Below are 21,288 nucleotides of genomic sequence, written 5' to 3'. Positions count from 1 at the left end.
CTGGTGATGGACGCTGTTGTGGCGAGGGAGCTTGCTCCCGCTGGGCTGCGTAGCAGCCCCAAGAAGGCTGGTCGCGATCAATCTGGCACACCGCAACGGCGGGTTTTGGGGTTGCTGCGCAACCCAGCGGGAGCAAGCTCCCTCGCCACAGGGGCCGGTTTCAGGTTAACCAGCCGTCCCATGGCGGTTCCCAAAACCCCCAATGGCTGAAACAATACCAGCCACTCTAAAAAGTCTTTGTTTCAAAGGAGTTGCGGGTGCAGATTCAAGGCCATTATGAACTTCAGTTCGAGGCGGTGCGTGAAGCGTTCGCGGCGTTGTTCGATAATCCCCAGGAGCGCGGCGCGGCGTTGTGCATTCAGGTGGGTGGTCGCACGGTGATCGATCTGTGGGCCGGTACCGCCGACAAGGATGGCCATGAGACCTGGCACAGCGACACCATCGCCAACCTGTTTTCCTGCACCAAAACGTTCACCGCCGTCACCGCCCTGCAACTGGTGGCCGAAGGCAAGTTGCAGCTGGATGCCCCGGTCGCCCGCTATTGGCCCGAGTTTGCCGCCGCCGGCAAGCAATCCATTACCCTGCGCCAGTTGCTCTGCCATCAGGCCGGGTTGCCGGCGCTACGTGAATTGCTGCCGCCCGAAGCGCTTTATGACTGGCAAGCCATGATCGATGCCCTGGCCGCCGAAACACCTTGGTGGACGCCGGGCGAGGGTCATGGTTATGCCGCGATCACCTACGGCTGGCTGGTTGGCGAGCTGTTGCGCAGGGCCGATGGGCGTGGCCCGGGGGAGTCCATCGTGGCCCGTGTGGCCAAGCCGTTGGGCCTGGATTTTCACGTTGGCCTGGCCGACGAGGAGTTTCATCGCGTGGCCCACATCGCCCGTGGCAAAGGCAACGTCGGCGATGCCGCGGCCCAACGCCTGCTGCAGGTGACGATGCGCGAGCCCACGGCCATGACCACCCGGGCCTTCACCAATCCGCCGTCGATCATGACCAGTACCAACAAACCGGAGTGGCGGCGCATGCAGCAACCGGCGGCCAACGGCCACGGTAACGCCCGCAGCCTGGCCGGGTTCTATGGGGGGCTGCTGGATGGCAGCCTGCTGGAAGGTGAAATGCTCGACGAACTGACTCGCCAGCACAGCTTCGGCGAGGACAAGACTTTGTTGACCCAGACCCGTTTCGGCCTGGGTTGCATGCTCGACCAGCCGGATGTACCGAATGCGACCTATGGCCTTGGCCCACGGGCGTTCGGTCATCCGGGGGCCGGTGGCTCCATGGGGTTCGCCGACCCGGAGCATGATGTGGCTTTTGGCTTCGTGACCAACACGCTCGGGCCTTACGTATTGATGGACCCGCGCGCGCAGAACCTTGCGAGGGTCCTTGCCACTTGTCTATAAACGCCATTGAAGGCGGCGGGCACCGGAACCTCGTGGCCTTTTCAGATTCCAAGCGACTGTTTATGCGGCCAAAACATGGCCTTTATTTTCCATTTACATCATTTTGTGGATATCCAATGTCATCGAATAAAACCCTCGCTCTGGCGCTGTGCTTCGCTATCACTGGTTGCGCACAAACCCCACAAAATGATGCCGAGGGCAGCAGCGGCTGGTGGCCGTTCGGCTCTTCCGACAAGGTGGCGGCCAAGGACACGGCGCCAGCGGCGCCTCTGAAACCGGCTGCCGTCGCACCGCAAGCCAAGGCCGAGAGCGCCACCCACTGGTGGTGGCCGTTCGCTTCCGATGATGCTGCCGACGTTGCGAAGAAAGATGACGTCAAACCCCAGGACAAACCTGAAGCCAAGGCACCGGCCCTTGCCAAGGCCGAAGCCGAAAGCAACGGCAAGTGGTGGTGGCCGTTTGGCGGCAAGGATCAGGAGACCGCCAAGGCGGTGCCGATGCCCGATCCTAAAGTCACCCAGGCCTGGCTCGACGACTACGAGCCGAAGCTGCGCACAGCCATCCAGGACAGCAAGCTCCAACTCGAGCGCCGCGACAACGTGCTGGTGGTCACCGCGCCGGTGGACGGCTCCTTCAACCCGGACCGTCCGGCCATGCTGCTGCCCGTGACCCTCGGGCCGTTCACCCGCGTGGCGAAGATCCTTGAAGCCGACCCCAAGACCGCCGTGCTGATCCTCGGCCACGCCGATACCTCGGGCGCCGCACCTGCGAACCTGAAGCTCAGCCAGGAGCGTGCCCAGTCCGTTGCGGCGATTTTCCGTCTCAGCGGCCTGCAACGTGATCGCCTGATGCTGCGCGGCATGGGCGCAGTGGCGCCACGTGCGGCCAACGACAGTGTGGAAGGGCGTGCCTTGAACCGTCGCGTGGAACTGCTGGTCACGCCGGCCAACACCATGGTTGCGCTGCTGAGCAAATACAACATGCCGGCTCCCGCACCCGTGACGCTGGTGGCGGCCCAGGACGTGAAGCCCGTGGCCCCGGCCCCAGCGCCTGCGGCGAAAAAAGCCGTGACCCCGACCAGCAAAAAAGCACCGGCCAAAAAAGCCGTGGCCAAGGCGCCTGCGAAGAAAGCCCCTGCCAAGGCCACTACCCCGGCGAAGAAAACCCAACCGGCCAAAGCCGCCACCGATACCAAGAAAGTCGCGGCTGCCGATACCCCCAAGCAGTGATGGGCTAACCACAAGGAACGCGCCATGACCCAACCGCTGGCTGATATGCGCCGCGACTACACCCGCGATGGCTTGACCGAGGCACAAGCCCCGGCCGAGCCGTTTGCACTGTTCCACCAATGGTTCGCCGACGCGGTGAAAACCGAGCAGGCGCCGGTGGAGGCCAACGCCATGACCCTGGCGACGGTGGATGCAGAAGGGCGCCCGCACTGCCGGATCCTGCTGCTCAAGGGCCTGGATGCCCTGGGGTTCACGTTCTTCACCAACTACGACAGCGCCAAGGGGCAGCAACTGGCCGCGAATCCATTTGCGGCCATGACGTTTTTCTGGCCGGCCCTGGAGCGCCAGGTGCGCATCGAGGGCAAAGTGGTAAAGGTCACCGCGCAGGAGTCGGACGCCTATTACCAGGTTCGCCCGCTGGGCAGCCGTCTCGGCGCCTGGGCTTCACCCCAGAGCCGGGTAATTGCAGGGCGTGGTGAGCTGGACGACCTGCTCAAGGCCACCGAACAACGTTTCAGCGACAGCCAACCGCATTGCCCGGAGCATTGGGGCGGTTATCGTTTGCTGCCCGAGCGCATCGAGTTCTGGCAGGGGCGTCCGAGCCGCCTGCACGATCGCCTCAACTATCGCCTGCAAGGGGCGAACTGGACGCGCGAGCGTCTGGCGCCTTAGCGTCGGGGTAATATGCCGCAGCGGTTTCAAGCCATTGCGGCAAGTCCCGGCGTTTGACCCCTTGCTCCCGGGCGCGGGCCAATTGTTGCAGCATGTAGGTCTTTTTCTGCTCATCCTGCCCCGCCAGGGACAGCGCCAAGTCGCGGTCCATCCAGCGTTTGATTCGTACGTACAGCCACCAGTGGAAGTACAAACCGGCCACGGTGACCGCGACGATGATGAAATAATCCATGAAAATCCCCGGGTTGATGACGCAGGTTTCGGAAATTGGCGCTACTGTTTGGTGAATTTTTCGGGTGCGCCTGTATCCCACCTGAATGAAAACAATTTTATCCCGGCGAGGCCGTGACAGGCGTCAAGCTGCGGAGTTTAATGAATCCCTGTCTTTTGGAGTTTGATGCTATGCGTAAGTCTGTTTTGCTGGTTGCTTCCTTTTCCACGATGGCGATGTTGCTCACTGGCTGTCAGTCGAGCCTGACCGGTGACTCCTATTCCCGTGACGAAGCGCGTCGCGTGCAGACGATTCGCATGGGTACGATCGAAGCCTTGCGTCCGGTCAAGATCGAAGGCACCAAGACCCCGATCGGCGGTGCGGCCGGTGCTGTGGTCGGTGGTGTAGGCGGCAGTGCCATCGGTGGTGGCCGTGGCAGCATTGTCGCCGCTGTGATCGGCGCGGTGGCCGGTGGCCTGATTGGCTCCGCTACTGAAGAAGGCCTGACTCGTACCCAAGGCGTGGAAATCACTGTTCGTGAGGACGATGGCAGCATGCGTGCCTATGTGCAGCAGGTTCAGGAGAATGAGGTGTTCCGTGTGGGTGAGCGGGTTCGTATTTCTACTGTGGATGGTACGAGTCGCGTATCGCACTAATTTACGGGTTTACGGGCGGGATTCCAGAGTTGTGTGTATATCCGTTGTTGGGGTAACGGCTACTTAGGGTTCCGCTCTTACAGCGGGTCACTTTTGAAAAGCGCAAAAGTAACCAAAACGCTCTTGCCCCACCACTCGGTGCCTCGCCTAGGCTCGGCATGCCCTCTCTCCGGCATTGCTCCGTGGGCCGCCGCGAAGGGCCATCCATGGCCCAGCGCGGCTATCCCGGCATCCATGCCGGGATGCCCACTGCGCAATACCTGCGTTCGGCCAGCGTGGTTAATGGGGCGCTGAGATCAACGTCCACCGCGAGGCGGCCTAGTAGCCGACCTGGTTTTGGGTGAACGTGTTTCTCCTGTGGGAGCGAGCTTGCTCGCGATGAGGCCAGCAAGGCCAGCATCCATGTGACTAAACCACCGCCATCGCGAGCAGGCTCGCTCCCACATTCAATCTTCAGCGGACACAAAATTCATATTCAACACAGACCTCCTGTGGGGGCGAGCTTGGTCGCAAAGAGGCCGGTACATCCACATCATCATCGACTGTGATGCCGCCTTCGCGAGCAAGCCCGCTCCCACAGAAGAAACGCGGTCCCACCAAGAACCAGGCCGGCTATAAGGCCGCCTCGCTTCGGCTTTTGATCTGGGGCGCCCCGTTAAACCACGCTGGCCGAACGCAGGTATTGCGCAGTGGGCACCTCGGCATGGATGCCGAGGTAGCCGCGCTGGGCCATGGATGGCCCTTCGCGGCGGCCCACGGAGCAATGCCTGCGTTCGGGCATGCCGAGCCTAGGCGAGGCACCGAGTGGTGGGGCAAAGCGTTTTTGGTTACTTTTGGCGCTCTCTTCCAAAAGTGACCCGCCGTAAGGGCGGAACCCTAAGTAGCCGTTACCGCAGAAACGGATATTCACACCAACCATACTTCTACTTGTCCATCAATTGTTACTGTTAGGGCCGGATATTGAGGACCCGAAACGACTTGAAGACGTGTTGGAACGTTTCAGGAAGACAACGCAGCGCGCTTACGACTGGCCGCCGCCGTCACCGCATAACCCAACAACGCCGCCAGTATCGAACCAGTGAGAATCCCCATCCGGTCCATGCCCGCATAGTCGCTGACACCCGGCTCAAACGCGAGGGAGCCAACGAACAGGCTCATGGTGAACCCGATACCGCACAGGATCGCCACCCCCAATACCTGGCCCCAGTTAGCGCCAAGGGGCAGGCTGGCGATGCCGATTTTCACCGCCAGCCAGGTCAGGCCGAAGACGCCGACGGTCTTGCCCAGCAACAGGCCAATGGCGATACCCATTGGCACATGATGGGTGAAGCTTTCGACGGTGACGCCGCTCAGGGACAAGCCGGCGTTGGCGAAGGCGAACAGCGGCAGGATGCCATAGGCCACCCAGGGATGCAGGGCATGTTCCAGGGTTAGCAGCGGCGAAGTCTCGGCGTTTTTCGTGCGCAGCGGGATGCAGAACGCCAGGGTCACCCCGGCCAGGGTGGCATGGACACCGCTCTTGAGCACGCAGACCCACAGAATCAGGCCGACAACCATGTAGGGTCCGAGCTTGACCACGCCCATCCGGTTCATCGCCACCAGGGCGGCGATGCAGGTTGCCGCCAGTATGAGCGACAGGCTGGACAGGGCGCCGGAGTAAAAGATCGCGATGATGATAATGGCGCCCAGGTCGTCGATGATCGCCAGGGTCATCAGGAACAGCTTGAGCGACACCGGCACCCGCTTGCCCAGCAAGGCCAGCACGCCGAGGGCGAACGCGATGTCGGTGGCCGTCGGAATCGCCCAGCCGGCGAGGGCGGCCGGGTTGTCGCGGTTGAGGAACCAGTAGATCAGCGCCGGCACGACCATGCCGCCAATCGCCGCCGCACCCGGCAGGACGATTTGCGAGGGTTTGGACAGTTGCCCATCGAGTACCTCACGTTTGACTTCGAGGCCGATGAGCAGAAAGAACATCGCCATCAGGCCGTCGTTGATCCACAACAACAGCGGTTTGGCGATCTTTAGCGCCCCGACCTGGGCCACTACCGGCGTGTCCAGCAAGCCGTTGTACAACCAGGAGAGCGGCGAATTATTGATGGCCAGGGCCAACACGGCGGCGGCGATCAACAGCAGGCCGCTGGCCGCTTCCAGTTGGAAGAAACGCGTCAAGGAATTACGTAGAGGCATGATCGCTCTCCCTATCGAATCAAAAAGATGGCACACCCTAACCCGTACTGTTAGTTGTTAAAACAAAAGTTATATTCTTTTTTGTTATATGTCGTTACGACGCGTGCGCCGCACAGTCGGGCAGTTGCGGCGCATATTGGACCTTAGCTGTACCTGTGCGTGATGTCGGTTTTTTCCTAAGCTTGCGCCTGGTTTTTCCGAGACCACGTCGCGCCTGCATGACCGCCAGGTTTCCCCGCGTCGAACCGAGCCAGTGAGAGGACACCATGAACGACCACCGCCAGTGGGCGCGCGAAGCGATTCGCATCATTGAGGCTGACTTCCAGCGCAGTGCCGATACACATCTGATTCCCCTGCCGCTGCCAGGCCTGCCGGGAATCGAGCTGTATTTCAAGGATGAGTCCAGTCATCCCACCGGCAGTCTCAAGCATCGGCTGGCTCGTTCGCTGTTTCTTTACGCGTTGTGTAACGGCTGGCTCAAGCCCGGTGCGCCGGTGATAGAGGCTTCCAGCGGCTCGACAGCCATTTCGGAAGCGTACTTTGCAAGGCTGCTCGGCCTGCCCTTTATCGCGGTGATGCCGGCGACCACTTCCCGGGAAAAAATCGCACAGATCGCTTTCTACGGTGGCCAGAGCCATCTGGTGGACGACCCTACGCAGATCTACGCCGAATCCGAGCGCCTGGCCCGTGAGCATGATGGGCACTTCATCGACCAGTTCACCTACGCCGAGCGCGCCACGGACTGGCGGGCCAATAACAACATTGCCGAGTCGATCTTCCAGCAGATGCGCTTTGAGCGGCACCCGGAGCCGAGCTGGTTGATTTCAAGCCCCGGCACCGGGGGCACCACCGCCACCCTGGGGCGCTACGTCCGTTATCGCCAGCACGGCACTCGCGTGCTGTGTGCCGACGCCGAGCGTTCGGTGTTCTTCGATTATTACTGCAGCGGCGATGCCAGCCTGCGTCTGGATTGCGGCTCACGCATCGAGGGCATTGGCCGGCCACGGGTCGAGGCGTCGTTTTTGCCCAAAGTCATCGATGCAATGGTCAAGGTCCCGGACGCCTTGTCACTGGCGGCCATGCACTACCTGGCCCAGCGCTTGGGGCGACGGGTCGGCGGATCCAGCGGTACCAACCTGATCGGCGCGCTGATCGCCGCGAGGCAGATGGTTGAGGCGGGGGAGTCAGGGTCGATCGTGGCGATTCTGTGTGACGGCGGCGAACGCTATGCCACGACCTATTACGATCCGGCGTGGCTCAAGGCCCAAGGCTATGAGTTGAGTGGGCTGATAGACGCCGTGGCGGCGAGTGTGGAGCGAGGGGTGGCGCTGCCGGAGAGCGTGTTGCGAGCGAATATCTGAAACGTGAAAAACCTGAGACCCCTTGTGGGAGCGAGCTTGCTCGCGATAACGGTGGATCAGTCAACATCTGTGTTGAATGCCAGTCCGCCATCGCGAGCAAGCTCGCTCCCACCGGGTAATGCTGTTTACTTGGGCCTGTGGCTCTTGAGTGAACAGCATTGTCCCCTCAGGCCTCGAGACCGAGGATATCCCGCGCTACGGCCTCGGCAATCCGGATCCCGTCCACCCCCGCCGACAGGATCCCCCCGGCATAACCGGCGCCTTCACCGGCCGGGAACAGGCCCTTGACGTTCAGGCTCTGCAGCGATTCGTTGCGGGTAATGCGCAGTGGCGACGAGGTGCGGGTTTCGATGCCGGTCAGCACGGCGTCGTGCAGCGAGTAACCGCGAATCTGTTTCTCGAACGCTGGCAGGGCCTCGCGGATGGCTTCGATGGCAAAGTCCGGCAGGGCCAGGGCCAAGTCGCCCAGGGATACCCCTGGTTTGTAGGAAGGTTCGACGCTGCCCAGTGCCGTAGACGGTTTGCCGGCAATGAAGTCGCCCACCAACTGCGCCGGGGCTTCATAGTTACTGCCGCCGAGGACGAAGGCGTGAGATTCCAGGCGTTCCTGCAACTCGATGCCGGCCAGCGGGCCACCGGGATAATCGACTTCCGGCGTGATGCCGACGACGATACCGGAGTTGGCGTTGCGCTCGTTGCGCGAATACTGGCTCATGCCGTTGGTCACGACGCGGTTCGGCTCGGACGTCGCGGCTACCACGGTGCCGCCCGGGCACATGCAGAAACTGTACACCGAACGACCATTCTTGGCGTGGTGCACAAGTTTGTAGTCGGCGGCGCCAAGTTTCGGGTGACCGGCGTACTTGCCCAGGCGCGCGCTGTCGATCAGCGACTGCGGGTGTTCGATACGGAAACCCACCGAGAACGGCTTGGCTTCCATGTACACGCCGCGGCTGTGGAGCATGCGGAAGGTGTCCCGGGCGCTGTGGCCCAGGGCAAGGATCACATGTTTGGAATGAATCTGTTCGCCGCTGGCCAGTTCGACGCCGACCAGTTGGCCGTCCTCGATCAGCACATCCGTGACCCGCTGCTGGAAACGTACTTCGCCGCCCAGGGCACGAATCTGCTCGCGCATGGTTTCCACCACGCCTGTCAGGCGGAACGTGCCGATGTGCGGCTTGCTGACATAGAGGATTTCTTCCGGAGCCCCGGCCTTGACGAATTCGTGCAGGACCTTGCGGCCAAGGAATTTCGGGTCCTTGATCTGACTGTAGAGCTTGCCGTCGGAAAACGTCCCGGCGCCGCCTTCACCGAACTGCACGTTGGATTCGGGGTTGAGCACGCTTTTGCGCCACAGGCCCCAGGTGTCCTTGGTGCGCTGGCGCACTTCCGGGCCGCGTTCGAGGATGATCGGTTTGAAGCCCATCTGCGCCAGCAACAGGGCGGCGAAGATCCCGCACGGGCCGAAGCCGACCACGATCGGTCGCTCGCTCAGGTCGGCCGGTGCCTGGCCTACCACTTTGTAACTGATATCCGGCGCTTCGTTGACGTTACGGTCATCGGCGAACTTGCGCAGCAGGCTGGCTTCATCGCGCACCGTCAGGTCGATGGTGTAGATGAAGCACAGTTCGGAAGATTTCTTACGTGCGTCGTAGCTGCGCTTGAACAGGGTGAAGTCGAGCAGGTCATCGCTGGCGATGCCCAGGCGCTGCACGATGGCAGGACGCAGGTCTTCTTCGGGGTGGTCGATCGGCAGCTTGAGTTCGGTGATTCGTAACATGGCGGGGTCCGGTTCGCGGGGCGCACAACTGCGCCAAGGCGTTTGAAGCGGGCGATTATAAGCCGCAATCGCCGGTTCCCCTATAACGCTGTTCACTTAAAGCGGCTGTGACGCTTTCGTGGCGAGGGAGCGGGGACGGTATGCTGCCGCGGATCGATCATTCCCACGCTCCGCATGGGAATGTCGCCAGGGACGCTCCGCGTTCCGCTTCTGGACGACGTGAAGCTGCGGTGACGCCACGCAGTCAGTCGTCGCGCGCGCCGCCGAAGTAGGCGCAGCCGCGTTGGACCTGGCCGTTGACCCGCAACTCGGCGCTCATGTGTTGCACGCTGTTGCTGACACTGTCGACACAACGCGCAGGTGTGACCCAGAGTTCGACTTTCTGGCCGTTGGCCTCGGTGCCCAGGTTGAAGCGGCCATCGCCCAATTGCTCCTCGACGTAAGGCACCGCCAGCGGCGGCTGGCCTTCGCGGTCCAGCACCAGGCCCTTGCCACTGGCCTTGAGGGTCCATTCCGGGCTGTGTCCTGCGGCGCGCAGGATCACTCGTTTGAAGTCAATGTCTTCGCAAGCCGTTCCCGAGCGTTCCAGGCGATACAGCTGTTCAACGTCCAACTGACTGTCGGTGCCGGCCGCTGCGCTGGAGACGATGCGACCGCGCACATCGGCAAACAGTTTGCCCTGGTCATCGGCCAGGCTGGCGGCCTGCTGCAGCACGCTGGTGCCGCCGCTGTCGTTGACGATGTAGCGGCGCTGTTCCTGGCATGGCTGGAACACCAGTTTGCCATCAGCTGCGGTGAGCTCACCCTGCATGCGAGTCTGGCCCGCATGGGACGCGCTCTGCCGTGGGGCTTCGAGCAATTGGCAGCCGGTGAAGATGGAGAGGAGGGCGACAAGCAACAGGGAACGGGCGGCACGCATCATTGGGTCTCCAGACAAGTGCCGCCACGTTACTCAGACTGATTCTACAGCACAAGCCATCAGGCAAACCTGGCGGGCCAGCAAGGTCTTCGCGGTTACATTGCGAATCATACCGATGGCCTGGGCAGGGGGCGGATGCAGTAGGCTTCGCGGGTTCCTGGCCTAGGGGTGGCATATGAAAAAGACACAGCGATTCATGTTCATAACCTTGGGGATGACCGCGGCGTTGCAATGCATGGCGGCTGATATCCATTTTTCGTCCGCTTCGGATTTCACGGAAATCGATTTGAATCTCAAGCGTGCGGATGGCATCGACCTGAGAAACGTGACGTTGAAGGTGGCGCTTGCCCCCGACGCCCAGCGCCGCATGGCAAGGGTTACTCGAGAGGAAATGAACAAGCCCCTGCGCTTGTACATCAATGGTGTGTTGGTCAGTACCGCGACAATCAAAGGGGTGATTGAAAGTCCCGAGGTCGTGATAGGCGTGCCGCGTGAGGTCGCCTCTTCATTGATACCCACATTGCTCGAGCCGTCGGCGCCCTGATGAAATCAGGCGCGCCTGCGGGCGTCCGTTTCTCAACCCACGTGATAGGTCTGGCCGGTCTGCAGGCCTTCGACGCTCTTGGCGTAGGCCAATGCAACATCGACGGCCGGCACCGGCTTGTAGCCCCGGAAGTAAGGTGCGTACTTGTCCATGGCCTCCACCAGCACGTTCGGGCTGACCGAATTGACCCGCAGCCCCCGGGGCAACTCGATGGCCGCGGCGCGCACGAAACTGTCCAGGGCGCCGTTGACCAGGGCCGCCGAAGCACCGCTCTTGATCGGGTCGTGGCTGAGTACGCCGGTGGTGAAAGTGAAGGAGGCACCGTCGTTGGCGAATTCACGACCGATCAGCAGCAGGTTGACCTGGCCCATCAGCTTGTCTTTCAAGCCCAGGGCAAAACTGTCTTCGGTCATGTCAGCCAGGGGCGCAAAGGTGACGTTGCCAGCGGCGCAGACCAGGGCATCAAAACGGCCAGTCTTCTCGAACAGGGCGCGAATCGAGGTGCTGTCGCTGATATCGACCTGCAGTTCACCGCTGTGGCGGCCGATCCGAATGATTTCGTGGCGCGGCGACAGTTCGTTATCGATGGCCGAGCCGATGGTGCCGTTGGCGCCGATCAACAGGATTTTCATGAGCTGTTCCTCAATGGGTTGAATGAGTTTTCAGTCTAGAGGGGTTCTTTCCATGGATAATCATGCTAATAGGCAACCTTTGGTTTTCAATTGGAAACAATCCAATGAGCGAAATGGATGACCTGGCGGCGTTTGCCGTATTGATGGAGGCCGGCAGTTTCACCCTGGCGGCCCAGCAGTTGGGGTGCAGCAAGGGCCAGTTGTCCAAGCGCATCAGCCTGCTGGAGAAGCGGTTTTCGGTGGTGTTGCTGCAACGCACCACGCGGCGCTTGAGCCTGACGGCGGCAGGGGCGGCGTTGCTGCCCCAGGCTCAGGCGTTGCTGGTGCAGGTGGAAAGGGCCCGTCAGGCATTGGCTCGGTTGAAGGACGATATTTCCGGGCCGGTGCGTATGACGGTGCCGGTTTCGTTGGGCGAAACGTTCTTCGAAGGCTTGCTGATGGAGTTCGCTCGTACGTATCCCAACGTGCAGATCGAGCTGGAGCTCAACAACGGTTACCGTGACCTGAGCCGCGATGGCTTCGACCTGGCGATCCGTTCCGACGCCGCCATCGATGAGCGATTGGTGGCCCGGCCACTGCTGGCGTGGCACGAAATGACCTGCGCCAGCCCGGCCTACCTCGAACACTATGGCGAACCCGAGACGCCCCAGGCCCTGGCCGAACACCGTTGCCTGCTCAATAGCCATTACAGCGGGCGGGAAGAATGGCTGTATCACCAGCAACACGAACTGCTGCGGGTCCGAGTGTCGGGGCCGTTCGCCAGTAATCACTACAGCCTGCTGAAAAAAGCCGCCCTGGCCGGTGCCGGAATCGCCCGTCTGCCGTCGTATCTGCTGCATGAAGAGTTGGCTGACGGACGCCTGCATTGGCTGCTGCGCGATTACCAGACCCGGCGCATGCCAATGTACCTGGTGCATCCCTACCAGGGCGGCCTGCCCAAGCGCACCCAGGTGCTGGCCGACTATTTGATCGACTGGTTCAAGCGCAGTGGCGAGGCGTTGGATCGGCTGCAGCGATAGTCCATCCGTTGGACAACCCCTGTGGGTGGCTTGGATGTTTCGACCTGTCCAGATCCCCTGTGGGATCTGTAAGAGGATCTGTGTTCAGCCGTGGGTGTAACGCTTGGCTATCAAGTGATCGATCGACAACACCCCAGGCCCACGGGCCATCAGGTAGAGCAATACCGCCGCCCAGGTACCATGGGTCGGGTAGGCGTCCGGGTAGACGAACAGTTGGATGGTCAAGGTCATGCCCAGCAAGGCCAGCGCTGAAAAGCGCGTCGCCAGGCCAAGCAGGATCAGCACCGGAAATACATGCTCGGCAGAGGCCGCCAAGTGCGCAGCCAGTTCCGGCGACAGCAGCGGCAGGGCGTATTCGCTTTTGAACAGGGGAATGGTCGAGTCCGCCAGCCGCGGCAGACCGACCTGGAAGGTGCCGTCGACCAGGTCGATGGCCAATCCTTCGATTTTGGTCTGGCCAGATTTCCAGAACACCGCGGCAATCGAGAATCGCGCGATGAAGGCGATCAGGCTGTGGGGGATTTTCTCCAGCCATTGAATGAAACCGGCAATCAGGGCGTTCATGGGGATACCTGTTCAGCTAGGAGGTGAGTGATAGCGCTGTGACGAATGAGCCCCGCCAGGGTCGGTTCCAGGTCGAGGTCGATTGAGGCTTCAATGGCAGCGGCCAGGGACAGCCCCTGTTGCAGGGCGGTGATGAACCCGTGGGCCGCGTGATTGATCGCGAACACTTGCACCTCGAGGCCGTTGCGCAGCACCAAGGCGTTTTGCGCAGAAAACGCCTCGAACGGCACGGGTGTCTCGTGCTGATGGGCGGCCCAGATCGTCACCACGGCGAAGGGCGAGTGCAGCAGCCGCAGTGACGGGTGCAGACCGATCTTCAGGTGCTTTGTCTGTGTGGCGGATGACAGCACCTCGACGATCCGTTCTGCGGCCATGGGCTCGGCGTCGGCGGCATGCCAGGCCTGCACGTGCAGTCGCTCCAGTCGGGCGACATCCGCCAGGTACGGTACGCAGGCGGCGGGTTCGAAGCGTTCGATGAAGCCGGCGAAATCATCCCCGTAGTCGTTCATCACCGGGCTTCGCGGTGGCGCCGACTGGACGTAGACCCCAGCCATGCCTCGGAAAAATTCCTCGCCCACCAGTTGCGCCACCACCGGGTAATTGTCGGCCAGGGCGTTGATCAATGAGCTGAGCACGTTGTTGCGGTACACCGCGAAGCGACTCTGCGGGTCGGCGCCATTGGCGCTGAGCAGGCCGGAGGGGCAAGCCTTGCGCGGGTCGAGCAGGGCGGCGGCGAATGTGCACTGGTCGCTCATGATCGGGCTCCAACGGCATTTAAAAGCTGATCGGCCTGGCGCGCTTCGGCCAGCAGCACTTCCCATGGGGGGATGTGGTTGTCGCGCTCGATCAAGGTGGCTACCGGCCCGGTCTGCGCCAGAACCTTGAGGTACAGTTGCCAGACTGCGTTATCGATTGGCGCGCCGTGGTCGTCTATCAACAGGCGCTCGCCAAGGCTGTCGGTGTCTTCGGCAAAACCGGCCAGGTGGATTTCGCCGGTCGCTTGCAGGGGCAGGGCGTCGAGGTAGGCCAGTGGATCGCGGCAGTGGTTGACGCACGAAACGTAGACGTTGTTCACATCCAGCAGCAGGCCGCAGCCGGTGCGACGAATGACTTCGCTCATGAAGTGCGGCTCGTCGAGTGTCGAGGCTTCGAATGCCAGATAGGTCGCCGGATTCTCCAGCAGCAGCGTACGTTTGAGGCTGGATTGCACCTGGTCGACGTGTTCGCAGACGCGGTCGAGGGTCGCTTCGTCGTAGGCCAGGGGGAGCAGGTCATTGAGGAACACCGGGCCGTGGCTGGACCAGGCCAGGTGTTCGGAAAAGGATTGGGGCTGATAGCGGTCGATCAATGCAGCCAGGCGCTGCAAATGCGCGATATCCAGCGGCCCCTCCCCACCGATCGACAGGCCGACACCGTGCAGCGACAGCGGGTACTGTTCGCGTATCCGCCCCAGGAAGTGATGAAGCGGCCCGCCGGCCACCATGTAGTTTTCCGCGTGCACTTCGAAAAAGCCCAGGTCCGGTCGGGCCTGGAGTATCTCGCGAAAATGCTCGCTCTTGAGCCCCAGCCCTGCCCTTGGCGGCAGCCGGTTATCAGTGGCGAGGGATGGGGTATTCAACATGGTGGCAGAGGCCTCAGGCAGATGCGATCAGGACTTGGCTTTGAACGCTTCAAGCTGGCCGAAACCAGTCGGGGAGGTTTCGCTTTTGGTGGTGGTGCAAGTGCCTTTGGGGACCGATTTCCAGGCGTTGCCCTGATAGTCCATTTTTGCCGTACCGGCGCAGGTGGTGCCGGCGCCGGCGGCGCAGTCGTTCTTGCCTTTGAGGGCAACGCCGAAGCATTTTTCCATGGTGTCGTCGGCTGCGTGGACGGTCGAGACGGCTGTCATGCTCAGGGCAGAACCCAGGGCCAGGATCAGGGCGGTGGCGGACAGGGTGCGGGTCGAAGCAGTCATGATGATTCTCCAGTCATTCAGGGAAATGAACCGGCGTCAGCGCCGGTCTGCTGTACTAGAGAAGGGAGGTGGGGGAGTGTTACAGCGGCTGTAGAATTTTTTTCGGTTGTCCCCAAAACTGTGGCGAGGGAGCTTGCTCCCGCTCGGTTGCGCAGCGACCGTAAAATCTTGGGGCCGCTGCGCGACCCAGCGGGAGCAAGCTCCCTCGCCACAGGGGATTGCGGCTGGCCCGGGCGAAAAAAAACGGCCCGAAGGCCGTTTTTTTACTGCGACAGACTCAACCGCCCAGGTACGCCTCACGCACTTTCGGGTCGGTCAGCAGGGCCTCACCGGTGCCTTGCATCACCACGCGACCGTTTTCCAGCACGTACGCCCGGTCGGCGATTTTCAGCGCCTGGTTGGCGTTCTGCTCCACCAGGAACACCGTTACGCCGTCCTTGCGCAGTTGTTCGATGATGTCGAAGATCTGCTGGATGATGATCGGTGCCAGACCCAGGGACGGTTCGTCGAGCAGCAGCAGCTTGGGTTTGCTCATCAGCGCACGACCGATGGCGAGCATTTGCTGTTCACCGCCGGACATGGTGCCGCCGCGCTGGGTGAAGCGTTCTTTCAGGCGTGGGAAAAGGTGCAGGACCTTGTCCATCTGTTCCTGATAGTCGCCCTTGTCGGTGAAGAATCCGCCCATGGCGAGGTTTTCTTCCACCGTCAGCCGGGCAAATACCCGACGACCTTCCGGCACCACCGCGATGCTCTTGCGCATGATGTGCGACGAGTCCTGGCCCACCAGTTCCTCACCCATGTAGCGGATGCTGCCGCTGTGGGCCTGGGGCGAACCGCAGAGCGTCATCAGCAGGGTGGATTTGCCGGCACCGTTGGCACCGATCAGCGTGACGATTTCGCCCTGGCGGACTTCGACGTTGACGCTGTGCAAGGCCTGGATCTTGCCGTAGAAGGTGGAAACGTTTTCGAATTGCAGCATTTACGCTTCCCCCAGGTAGGCTTTGATCACTTCAGGATTGTCGCGGATCTGTTCCGGCGTACCGTCGGCCAGGGGCGTGCCCTGGTTGATCACGACGATGTGGTCGGAAATGCTCATGACCAGCTTCATGTCGTGCTCGATCAGCAGCACGGTGACGTTGTGCTCTTCACGCAGCACGCCGATCAGGGCTTTCAGGTCTTCGGTTTCCTTGGGGTTCAGGCCGGCGGCCGGCTCGTCGAGCATGAGGATCCGCGGACGGGTCATCATGCAGCGGGCGATTTCCAGGCGCCGTTGCTGACCGTAGGCCAGGGTGCCGGCGGGACGGTTGGCAAACTCGGTGAGGTTGACCTTGTCCAGCCAGTACTCGGCGTACTCCATGGCCTCGCGTTCGCTTTTGCGGAACGCCGGGGTCTTGAACAGGCCGGCAAAGAAGTTGGTGTTCAAATGACGATGTTGGGCGATCAGCAGGTTCTCGACCGCCGTCATGTCCTTGAACAGCCGCACGTTCTGGAAGGTGCGTACCACACCCTTGCGGGCGATGTGGTGGCCGGGCAGGCCCTGGATCGGCTCGCCGTCCAGCAGGATGGTGCCGCCGGTGGGCTGGTAGAAGCCGGTCAGGCAGTTGAACACGGTGGTCTTGCCCGCGCCGTTCGGCCCGATCAGGGCAACCACTTGCTTCTCTTTCACGGTCAGGGCCACGCCGTTGACCGCCAGCAAACCGCCGAAGCGCATGCTCAAGTTTTCGACTTTCAGGATCTCGCGGCTCATTTGCGCAGCTCCATGTGGGGGCGTTGCATAGGCAGCAGACCTTGAGGACGCCAGATCATCATCAGCACCATCAGGGCACCGAACATCAACATGCGGTATTCGCTGAATTCACGCATCATTTCAGGCAGCAGGATCATCACGATGGCCGCCAGGATCACGCCCAACTGCGAGCCCATCCCACCCAGCACCACGATGGCGAGGATGATCGCCGACTCGATGAAGGTGAAGGATTCCGGCGTCACCAGGCCCTGGCGGGCGGCGAAGAAACTGCCGGCAAAACCGGCGAACGCAGCGCCGAGGGTAAACGCCGACAGTTTGATCACGGTTGGGTTGAGACCCAGGGCGCGGCAAGCGATTTCGTCTTCACGCAGTGCCTCCCAGGCGCGACCGATCGGCATGCGCAGCAGCCGGTTGATGACGAACAGCGCGGCCAGGGCCAGCAACAGGGCAACCAGGTAGAGGAAAATCACCTTGTTGATCGAGTTGTATTCCAGGCCGAAGTACTCGTGGAAGGTTTGCAGGCCTTCGGCGGCTTTACGTTCGAAGGTCAGGCCGAAGAACGTCGGTTTCTCGATGTTGCTGATGCCGTTCGGGCCACCGGTGATGTCGGTCAGGTTGCGCAGGAACAGACGGATGATCTCGCCAAAACCCAGGGTCACGATGGCCAGGTAGTCACCGCGCAAGCGCAGGACCGGGAACCCCAGCAGGAAACCGAAGGTGGCGGCCATCATCCCGGCGATCGGCAGGCAGATCCAGAAGCTCAGGCCGAAGTAGTGGGACAGCAGCGCATAGCTGTAGGCACCGACGGCGTAGAAGCCGACATAACCCAGGTCCAGCAGGCCGGCCAGGCCTACCACGATGTTCAGGCCAAGGCCGAGCATCACGTAGATCAGGATCAGCGTGGCGATGTCCACCGCGCCACGGGAGCCGAAGAACGGCCACACCAGTGCGCCAACGATCAGGGCCAGGACGATCCAGCGCTGGGTGGTCGGCAGGGTCAGGAAGTTGCTGGCCTTGGCCGGGATCACCGGCAGGCCGGGCGACGACTTCCACATGGCGCTGATCTGTGTGCTGAACAGCACCCGCAGGAACATCAGCAGCGAACACACGGCGATGGTCGCCAGGATGGCCGGGCTGGTGCCGTGCACTTCCAGGTTGATACCGACGATGGTCAGTTTAAGACCCAGTACCGGGTAGGCCACGGCCCAGACCAGCAGGGCGCTGAAGAGCGCCGATTTGAGATGCCTAGTCATACTTTCTCAACCTCCGGACGGCCCAGGATGCCGGTCGGCCGGAATAACAGAACCAGAACCAACAAGCCGAATGCCACGACGTCCTTGTACTGGTCGCCGAAGATGTCGGCGCCAAAGGCTTCCGCCACGCCCAGTACCAGCCCGCCGAGCATCGCGCCGGGAATGCTGCCGATGCCGCCCAGTACCGCGGCGGTGAAGGCTTTCAGGCCGACGAGGAAGCCGGCGTTGGGGTTGATCACGCCGTATTGCATGCTCAACAGCACCGCGGCGATGGCCGCCAGGGCCGCACCGATGACGAAGGTCAGGGCGATGATGTTGTTGGTGTTGATGCCCAGCAGGTTGGCCATCTTGATGTCCTCGGCACAGGCGCGACAGGCGCGGCCCAGGCGGGAACGGGAGATGAACAGCGTCAGGCCGAGCATGGCGACCAGGGTCACCACGAACACCACGATTTGCATGTAGGAAATCAGCACTTCATGTGCCCCACCTGGCCCGATGGCAAAGTTGCCGGGAATCAGGTTGGGTATGGATTTGTCCTTGGAGTCTTGCGAAAGCAGTACCGTGTTCTGCAGGAAGATCGACATGCCGATGGCGGAAATCAACGGGATCAGACGGTTGCTGCCGCGCAGGGGGCGGTAGGCGATCCGTTCGATGCTGTAGCCATAGGAGCTGGTGACGACGATGCTCGCGATGAAAGCCGCGGTCATCAACAGCGGGACACTGTCGAGTCCCATCATGGCCAGCCCGGCGATGGCGATGAACGCCACGTAGGAGCCGATCATGTACACCTCGCCGTGGGCGAAGTTGATCATTCCAATGATGCCGTAGACCATCGTATAGCCGATGGCGATCAGGGCATACGTGCTGCCAACGGTCAGGCCGTTAACCAGCTGCTGGAAGAAGTGATAGATGTCAGGCATTACAGCGCTCCTAAAAACCTGATACGCATTTCACTGGTGGAGTCATTTTCCCGCCCGGCCCCGTGGATCTGCATCCACTTCGAGCACGAGGTTTGCCAGCGAACCGCTGATGACGGTTTTGAGATTTTCAGGTGGGGAGACTGGCGGATCACGCCAGCGCGGCCCAATACATTTAAAACAAAGCCCACGGCACGCCGTGGGCTTTATTGGCAGTCAGTCAGGCCAGGCCTTACTGAGGCGAAGCTTCGGTTTTAGGTTTGCCGAAATGCCACTCGTAGACCACGAACTTGAAGTCCTTCAGGTCGCCCTTCGCGTCGAAGCTCAGGTCACCGGTTGGGGTCTTGAAGGTGCCGGCATGGATGGCTTCAGCCACTTTGGCCGCGTCTTCACTCTTGGCGGCCTTGATGGCGTCGGCGATCACGGTCACTGCAGAGTAGGACGGGAACACGAACGGACCGCTTGGGTCTTCTTTCTTGGCCTTGAACGCGTCAGCCAGGGCGACGTTGGCAGGGTCCTGGTCGAAAGATTTCGGCAGGGTTACCAGCAAGCCTTCGGAAGATTCCTTGGCGATCTGCGAGATGGAGTCGTTACCCACGCCTTCCGGACCCATGAACTTGGCTTTCAGGCCTTTTTCCTGGGATTGACGCAGGATCAGGCCCAGTTCCGGGTGGTAGCCGCCGTAGTAGACGAAGTCGACGTTGGCTTGCTTGAGCTTGGCGATCATCGAGGAGAAGTCTTTGTCGCCGGCGTTCACGCCTTCGAAGACGGCCACTTTCACGCCTTTGTCTTCGAGGGTTTTCTTCACGGCGCTGGCGATGCCTTCACCGTACTGCTGCTTGTCGTGCAGGACCGCAACGATCTTCGGCTTGACGTGGTCGGCGATGTAGTTGCCGGCCGCAGGGCCTTGGGCGCTGTCCAGGCCGATGGTGCGGAAGATCATCTTGTAGCCGCGAGCGGTGATGTCCGGGCTGGTAGCGGCCGGGGTGATCATGACCACGCCTTCGTCTTCATAGATGTCCGAAGCCGGCTGGGTGGAGCTGGAGCACAGGTGGCCGACCACGAACTTGATGCCGTCGTTGACGACTTTGTTCGCGACCGCGACCGCTTGTTTTGGATCGCAGGCGTCATCGTACTCAACGGCGACGAGTTGCTTGCCGTTGACGCCACCCTTGGCGTTGATCTGCTCGATGGCCATTTTGGAGCCACTGAATTGCATGTCGCCGTATTGGGCTACAGGGCCGGTTTTTGGGCCGGCGATGCCGATCTTGATGGTGTCGGCGGCGAACGAATGGCTGGCAACCCCGGCCAGAACCATAGCGGCAAACAGTTTGGAAATCTGCTTAGTAGCCTTAGTCATAGTGCTCCACTCATGCTGTTGTAGTTTTTATAGTCCTGGCGCCGTAGCAGCAGAACCGGGTCAGATATCTTGGATACCCTCGCGGAAAATGCCCCCGGCAACTGTACCGGTACAGTGTAGAGCGCCGATTGTTGGCAAGGGAAGCTGGCGCTTGGGGGCAAAACCTGAGGGTGTCGCTTAATTGAAAGAAAAAGACAGAATGGCGGCGGGGTTTGTCCGGTCATATCGGCAATCCTTGGCTTTCCTGCGCTTTTCAATCGGTACTGCAATTGCTACCGGGTTTTTCTGCCAGACCACCGACGTTATCATTCGCGCCGATTTCTTTTCCGGACAGGTCCCATGAATCAAGAACCTAGCACCCTCTATGCCAAGCTGCTTGGTGAAACCGCATCCATCACCTGGAAAGAGCTGGAGCCGTTCTTTGCCAAGGGTGCCCTATTGTGGGTCGATCCGGCACTGGATTTGATCGCCGCCGCCGAGGCCGTCGCCCGGGACGAAGGTACTAAAGTCGCCGCCTGGCTGGCCGCCGACCAGCTCGCCAAGCTGTCTGAAACGCGGGCGCTGGATTTTCTGGAACGCGATCCGCAGCTTTGGGCGGTGGTGGTTTCGCCCTGGATTATGATCCAGGAAAGGGCATCGAACTGATCAATGCACCAGGTTGGTTCGTGTTCGGGTAAGCAATAAAGTGTGTAGGTGAGTAGCGTGATGGCTTCCTGCCGTGGCGAAACGCCACATGGCAGGGTGACGTATACGTAACGGGAACAGTTCATAGAGCAGCCTTTGGGCTGCTCAATTGTTTCTGGATGTTGTCCCAGTGTGTGTTCAAGGCCGCCTTCGCGAGCAGGCTCGCCCCCACAGTGGGCCGCATTCCTTCTGAAAA

Annotated in this window: 24 protein-coding genes; 9 read left to right on the top strand and 15 right to left on the bottom strand. The window is 61.2% G+C overall.

What is annotated here, in order from left to right; translation table 11 throughout:
* Window positions 1–257: 257 nt before the first annotated feature.
* From BLU76_RS14275 to pdxH, 3 genes are all read left to right on the top strand, one after another.
* Window positions 258–1,403, top strand: a complete 1,146-nt coding sequence (locus BLU76_RS14275) for a serine hydrolase domain-containing protein (protein ID WP_072343212.1) — start codon at window positions 258–260, stop codon at window positions 1,401–1,403.
* 116 nt (window positions 1,404–1,519) lie between these two features.
* The gene (locus BLU76_RS14270) at window positions 1,520–2,632 is read left to right on the top strand and encodes an OmpA family protein (RefSeq protein WP_092144185.1); all 1,113 of its coding nucleotides are present in this window, start codon (window positions 1,520–1,522) and stop codon (window positions 2,630–2,632) included.
* A gap of 24 nt (window positions 2,633–2,656) precedes the next feature.
* Window positions 2,657–3,304 carry a pyridoxamine 5'-phosphate oxidase gene (gene pdxH, locus BLU76_RS14265; protein ID WP_072343206.1) on the top strand — a complete coding sequence of 216 codons (648 nt, stop codon included), beginning with the start codon at window positions 2,657–2,659 and terminating at the stop codon, window positions 3,302–3,304.
* Here the strand turns inward: pdxH and BLU76_RS14260 are convergent.
* Window positions 3,252–3,536, bottom strand: a complete 285-nt coding sequence (locus BLU76_RS14260; RefSeq protein WP_092144187.1) for a hypothetical protein — start codon at window positions 3,534–3,536, stop codon at window positions 3,252–3,254. The genes pdxH and BLU76_RS14260 overlap by 53 nt on opposite strands.
* A gap of 170 nt (window positions 3,537–3,706) precedes the next feature.
* Between BLU76_RS14260 and BLU76_RS14255 the strand changes: the two genes are divergently transcribed.
* Window positions 3,707–4,171 (top strand): outer membrane lipoprotein, encoded by a 465-nt coding sequence (locus tag BLU76_RS14255; protein WP_047228399.1) that lies wholly within the window; start codon window positions 3,707–3,709, stop codon window positions 4,169–4,171.
* Window positions 4,172–4,826: 655 nt separating this feature from the next.
* Here BLU76_RS14255 and BLU76_RS31885 read toward each other — a convergent pair.
* Window positions 4,827–4,952: a hypothetical protein gene (locus BLU76_RS31885; RefSeq protein ID WP_256571968.1), complete on the bottom strand. Its 126-nt coding sequence runs from the start codon at window positions 4,950–4,952 to the stop codon at window positions 4,827–4,829.
* A 218-nt stretch (window positions 4,953–5,170) separates the two neighbouring features.
* Entirely contained in the window at window positions 5,171–6,358 is a 1,188-nt protein-coding gene (gene nhaA / locus BLU76_RS14250) for a Na+/H+ antiporter NhaA (protein ID WP_092223190.1), read from the bottom strand.
* A 266-nt stretch (window positions 6,359–6,624) separates the two neighbouring features.
* On the opposite strand from nhaA, the gene BLU76_RS14245 reads away from it, so the two are divergent.
* Entirely contained in the window at window positions 6,625–7,719 is a 1,095-nt protein-coding gene (locus tag BLU76_RS14245) for a PLP-dependent cysteine synthase family protein (protein ID WP_092223188.1), read from the top strand.
* Between the two features lie 166 nt (window positions 7,720–7,885).
* Here the strand turns inward: BLU76_RS14245 and BLU76_RS14240 are convergent, their stop codons facing one another.
* Both BLU76_RS14240 and BLU76_RS14235 read right to left on the bottom strand, forming a co-directional pair.
* Window positions 7,886–9,499 (bottom strand): NAD(P)/FAD-dependent oxidoreductase, encoded by a 1,614-nt coding sequence (locus BLU76_RS14240; protein WP_092223186.1) that lies wholly within the window; start codon window positions 9,497–9,499, stop codon window positions 7,886–7,888.
* Window positions 9,500–9,743: 244 nt separating this feature from the next.
* A complete protein-coding gene (locus tag BLU76_RS14235) occupies window positions 9,744–10,418 on the bottom strand; it encodes a COG3650 family protein (RefSeq protein WP_092144308.1) in 675 nt (224 codons plus the stop codon).
* 175 nt (window positions 10,419–10,593) lie between these two features.
* On the opposite strand from BLU76_RS14235, the gene BLU76_RS14230 reads away from it, so the two are divergent.
* The gene (locus BLU76_RS14230; RefSeq protein WP_092144195.1) at window positions 10,594–10,962 is read left to right on the top strand and encodes a hypothetical protein; all 369 of its coding nucleotides are present in this window, start codon (window positions 10,594–10,596) and stop codon (window positions 10,960–10,962) included.
* 32 nt (window positions 10,963–10,994) lie between these two features.
* Here BLU76_RS14230 and BLU76_RS14225 read toward each other — a convergent pair whose 3' ends face one another.
* Window positions 10,995–11,594, bottom strand: coding sequence for a short chain dehydrogenase (locus tag BLU76_RS14225; RefSeq protein WP_092223184.1), 600 nt, complete (start codon window positions 11,592–11,594; stop codon window positions 10,995–10,997).
* 104 nt (window positions 11,595–11,698) lie between these two features.
* Between BLU76_RS14225 and BLU76_RS14220 the strand changes: the two genes are divergently transcribed.
* Window positions 11,699–12,613, top strand: coding sequence for a LysR family transcriptional regulator (locus tag BLU76_RS14220; protein WP_063322668.1), 915 nt, complete (start codon window positions 11,699–11,701; stop codon window positions 12,611–12,613).
* Between the two features lie 84 nt (window positions 12,614–12,697).
* On the opposite strand, the gene BLU76_RS14215 is transcribed toward BLU76_RS14220, so the two are convergent.
* The 9 genes from BLU76_RS14215 to BLU76_RS14175 form a co-directional block, all read right to left on the bottom strand.
* The gene (locus BLU76_RS14215) at window positions 12,698–13,177 is read right to left on the bottom strand and encodes a DoxX family protein (RefSeq protein WP_092223182.1); all 480 of its coding nucleotides are present in this window, start codon (window positions 13,175–13,177) and stop codon (window positions 12,698–12,700) included.
* On the bottom strand, window positions 13,174–13,932 hold the full coding sequence (locus BLU76_RS14210; protein WP_092223180.1) for an HvfC/BufC N-terminal domain-containing protein: 759 nt from the start codon (window positions 13,930–13,932) through the stop codon (window positions 13,174–13,176). Before BLU76_RS14210 ends, BLU76_RS14215 begins: the two co-directional genes overlap by 4 nt.
* Window positions 13,929–14,798 carry an MNIO family bufferin maturase gene (locus tag BLU76_RS14205; protein WP_092144203.1) on the bottom strand — a complete coding sequence of 290 codons (870 nt, stop codon included), beginning with the start codon at window positions 14,796–14,798 and terminating at the stop codon, window positions 13,929–13,931. The genes BLU76_RS14210 and BLU76_RS14205 overlap by 4 nt, the downstream gene beginning before the upstream one ends.
* A 27-nt stretch (window positions 14,799–14,825) precedes the next feature.
* Window positions 14,826–15,131 (bottom strand): BufA1 family periplasmic bufferin-type metallophore, encoded by a 306-nt coding sequence (locus tag BLU76_RS14200; RefSeq protein WP_063322664.1) that lies wholly within the window; start codon window positions 15,129–15,131, stop codon window positions 14,826–14,828.
* Window positions 15,132–15,408: 277 nt separating this feature from the next.
* Window positions 15,409–16,110 carry an ABC transporter ATP-binding protein gene (locus tag BLU76_RS14195; RefSeq protein ID WP_063322663.1) on the bottom strand — a complete coding sequence of 234 codons (702 nt, stop codon included), beginning with the start codon at window positions 16,108–16,110 and terminating at the stop codon, window positions 15,409–15,411.
* A complete protein-coding gene (gene livG / locus BLU76_RS14190; protein WP_063322662.1) occupies window positions 16,111–16,878 on the bottom strand; it encodes a high-affinity branched-chain amino acid ABC transporter ATP-binding protein LivG in 768 nt (255 codons plus the stop codon). It lies immediately after the preceding gene.
* Window positions 16,875–18,131: a high-affinity branched-chain amino acid ABC transporter permease LivM gene (locus tag BLU76_RS14185; protein WP_063322661.1), complete on the bottom strand. Its 1,257-nt coding sequence runs from the start codon at window positions 18,129–18,131 to the stop codon at window positions 16,875–16,877. Before BLU76_RS14185 ends, livG begins: the two co-directional genes overlap by 4 nt.
* Window positions 18,128–19,051: a high-affinity branched-chain amino acid ABC transporter permease LivH gene (livH, locus tag BLU76_RS14180; protein ID WP_014336891.1), complete on the bottom strand. Its 924-nt coding sequence runs from the start codon at window positions 19,049–19,051 to the stop codon at window positions 18,128–18,130. The genes BLU76_RS14185 and livH overlap by 4 nt, the downstream gene beginning before the upstream one ends.
* A gap of 229 nt (window positions 19,052–19,280) precedes the next feature.
* Window positions 19,281–20,408 carry a branched-chain amino acid ABC transporter substrate-binding protein gene (locus BLU76_RS14175; RefSeq protein WP_092223178.1) on the bottom strand — a complete coding sequence of 376 codons (1,128 nt, stop codon included), beginning with the start codon at window positions 20,406–20,408 and terminating at the stop codon, window positions 19,281–19,283.
* Between the two features lie 181 nt (window positions 20,409–20,589).
* Between BLU76_RS14175 and BLU76_RS31520 the strand changes: the two genes are divergently transcribed.
* Window positions 20,590–20,751: a hypothetical protein gene (locus BLU76_RS31520; RefSeq protein WP_158265818.1), complete on the top strand. Its 162-nt coding sequence runs from the start codon at window positions 20,590–20,592 to the stop codon at window positions 20,749–20,751.
* Window positions 20,748–21,053: a DUF2288 domain-containing protein gene (locus tag BLU76_RS14170; protein ID WP_092223176.1), complete on the top strand. Its 306-nt coding sequence runs from the start codon at window positions 20,748–20,750 to the stop codon at window positions 21,051–21,053. The genes BLU76_RS31520 and BLU76_RS14170 overlap by 4 nt, the downstream gene beginning before the upstream one ends.
* The last annotated feature ends 235 nt before the right edge of the window (window positions 21,054–21,288 follow it).

The organism is Pseudomonas sp. NFACC08-1 (assembly GCF_900106735.1).
GTDB lineage: Bacteria > Pseudomonadota > Gammaproteobacteria > Pseudomonadales > Pseudomonadaceae > Aquipseudomonas > Aquipseudomonas fluorescens_Q.
Note: the sequence above shows the minus strand (reverse complement) of the source record. Positions and strands in the feature narration are given on the sequence as shown.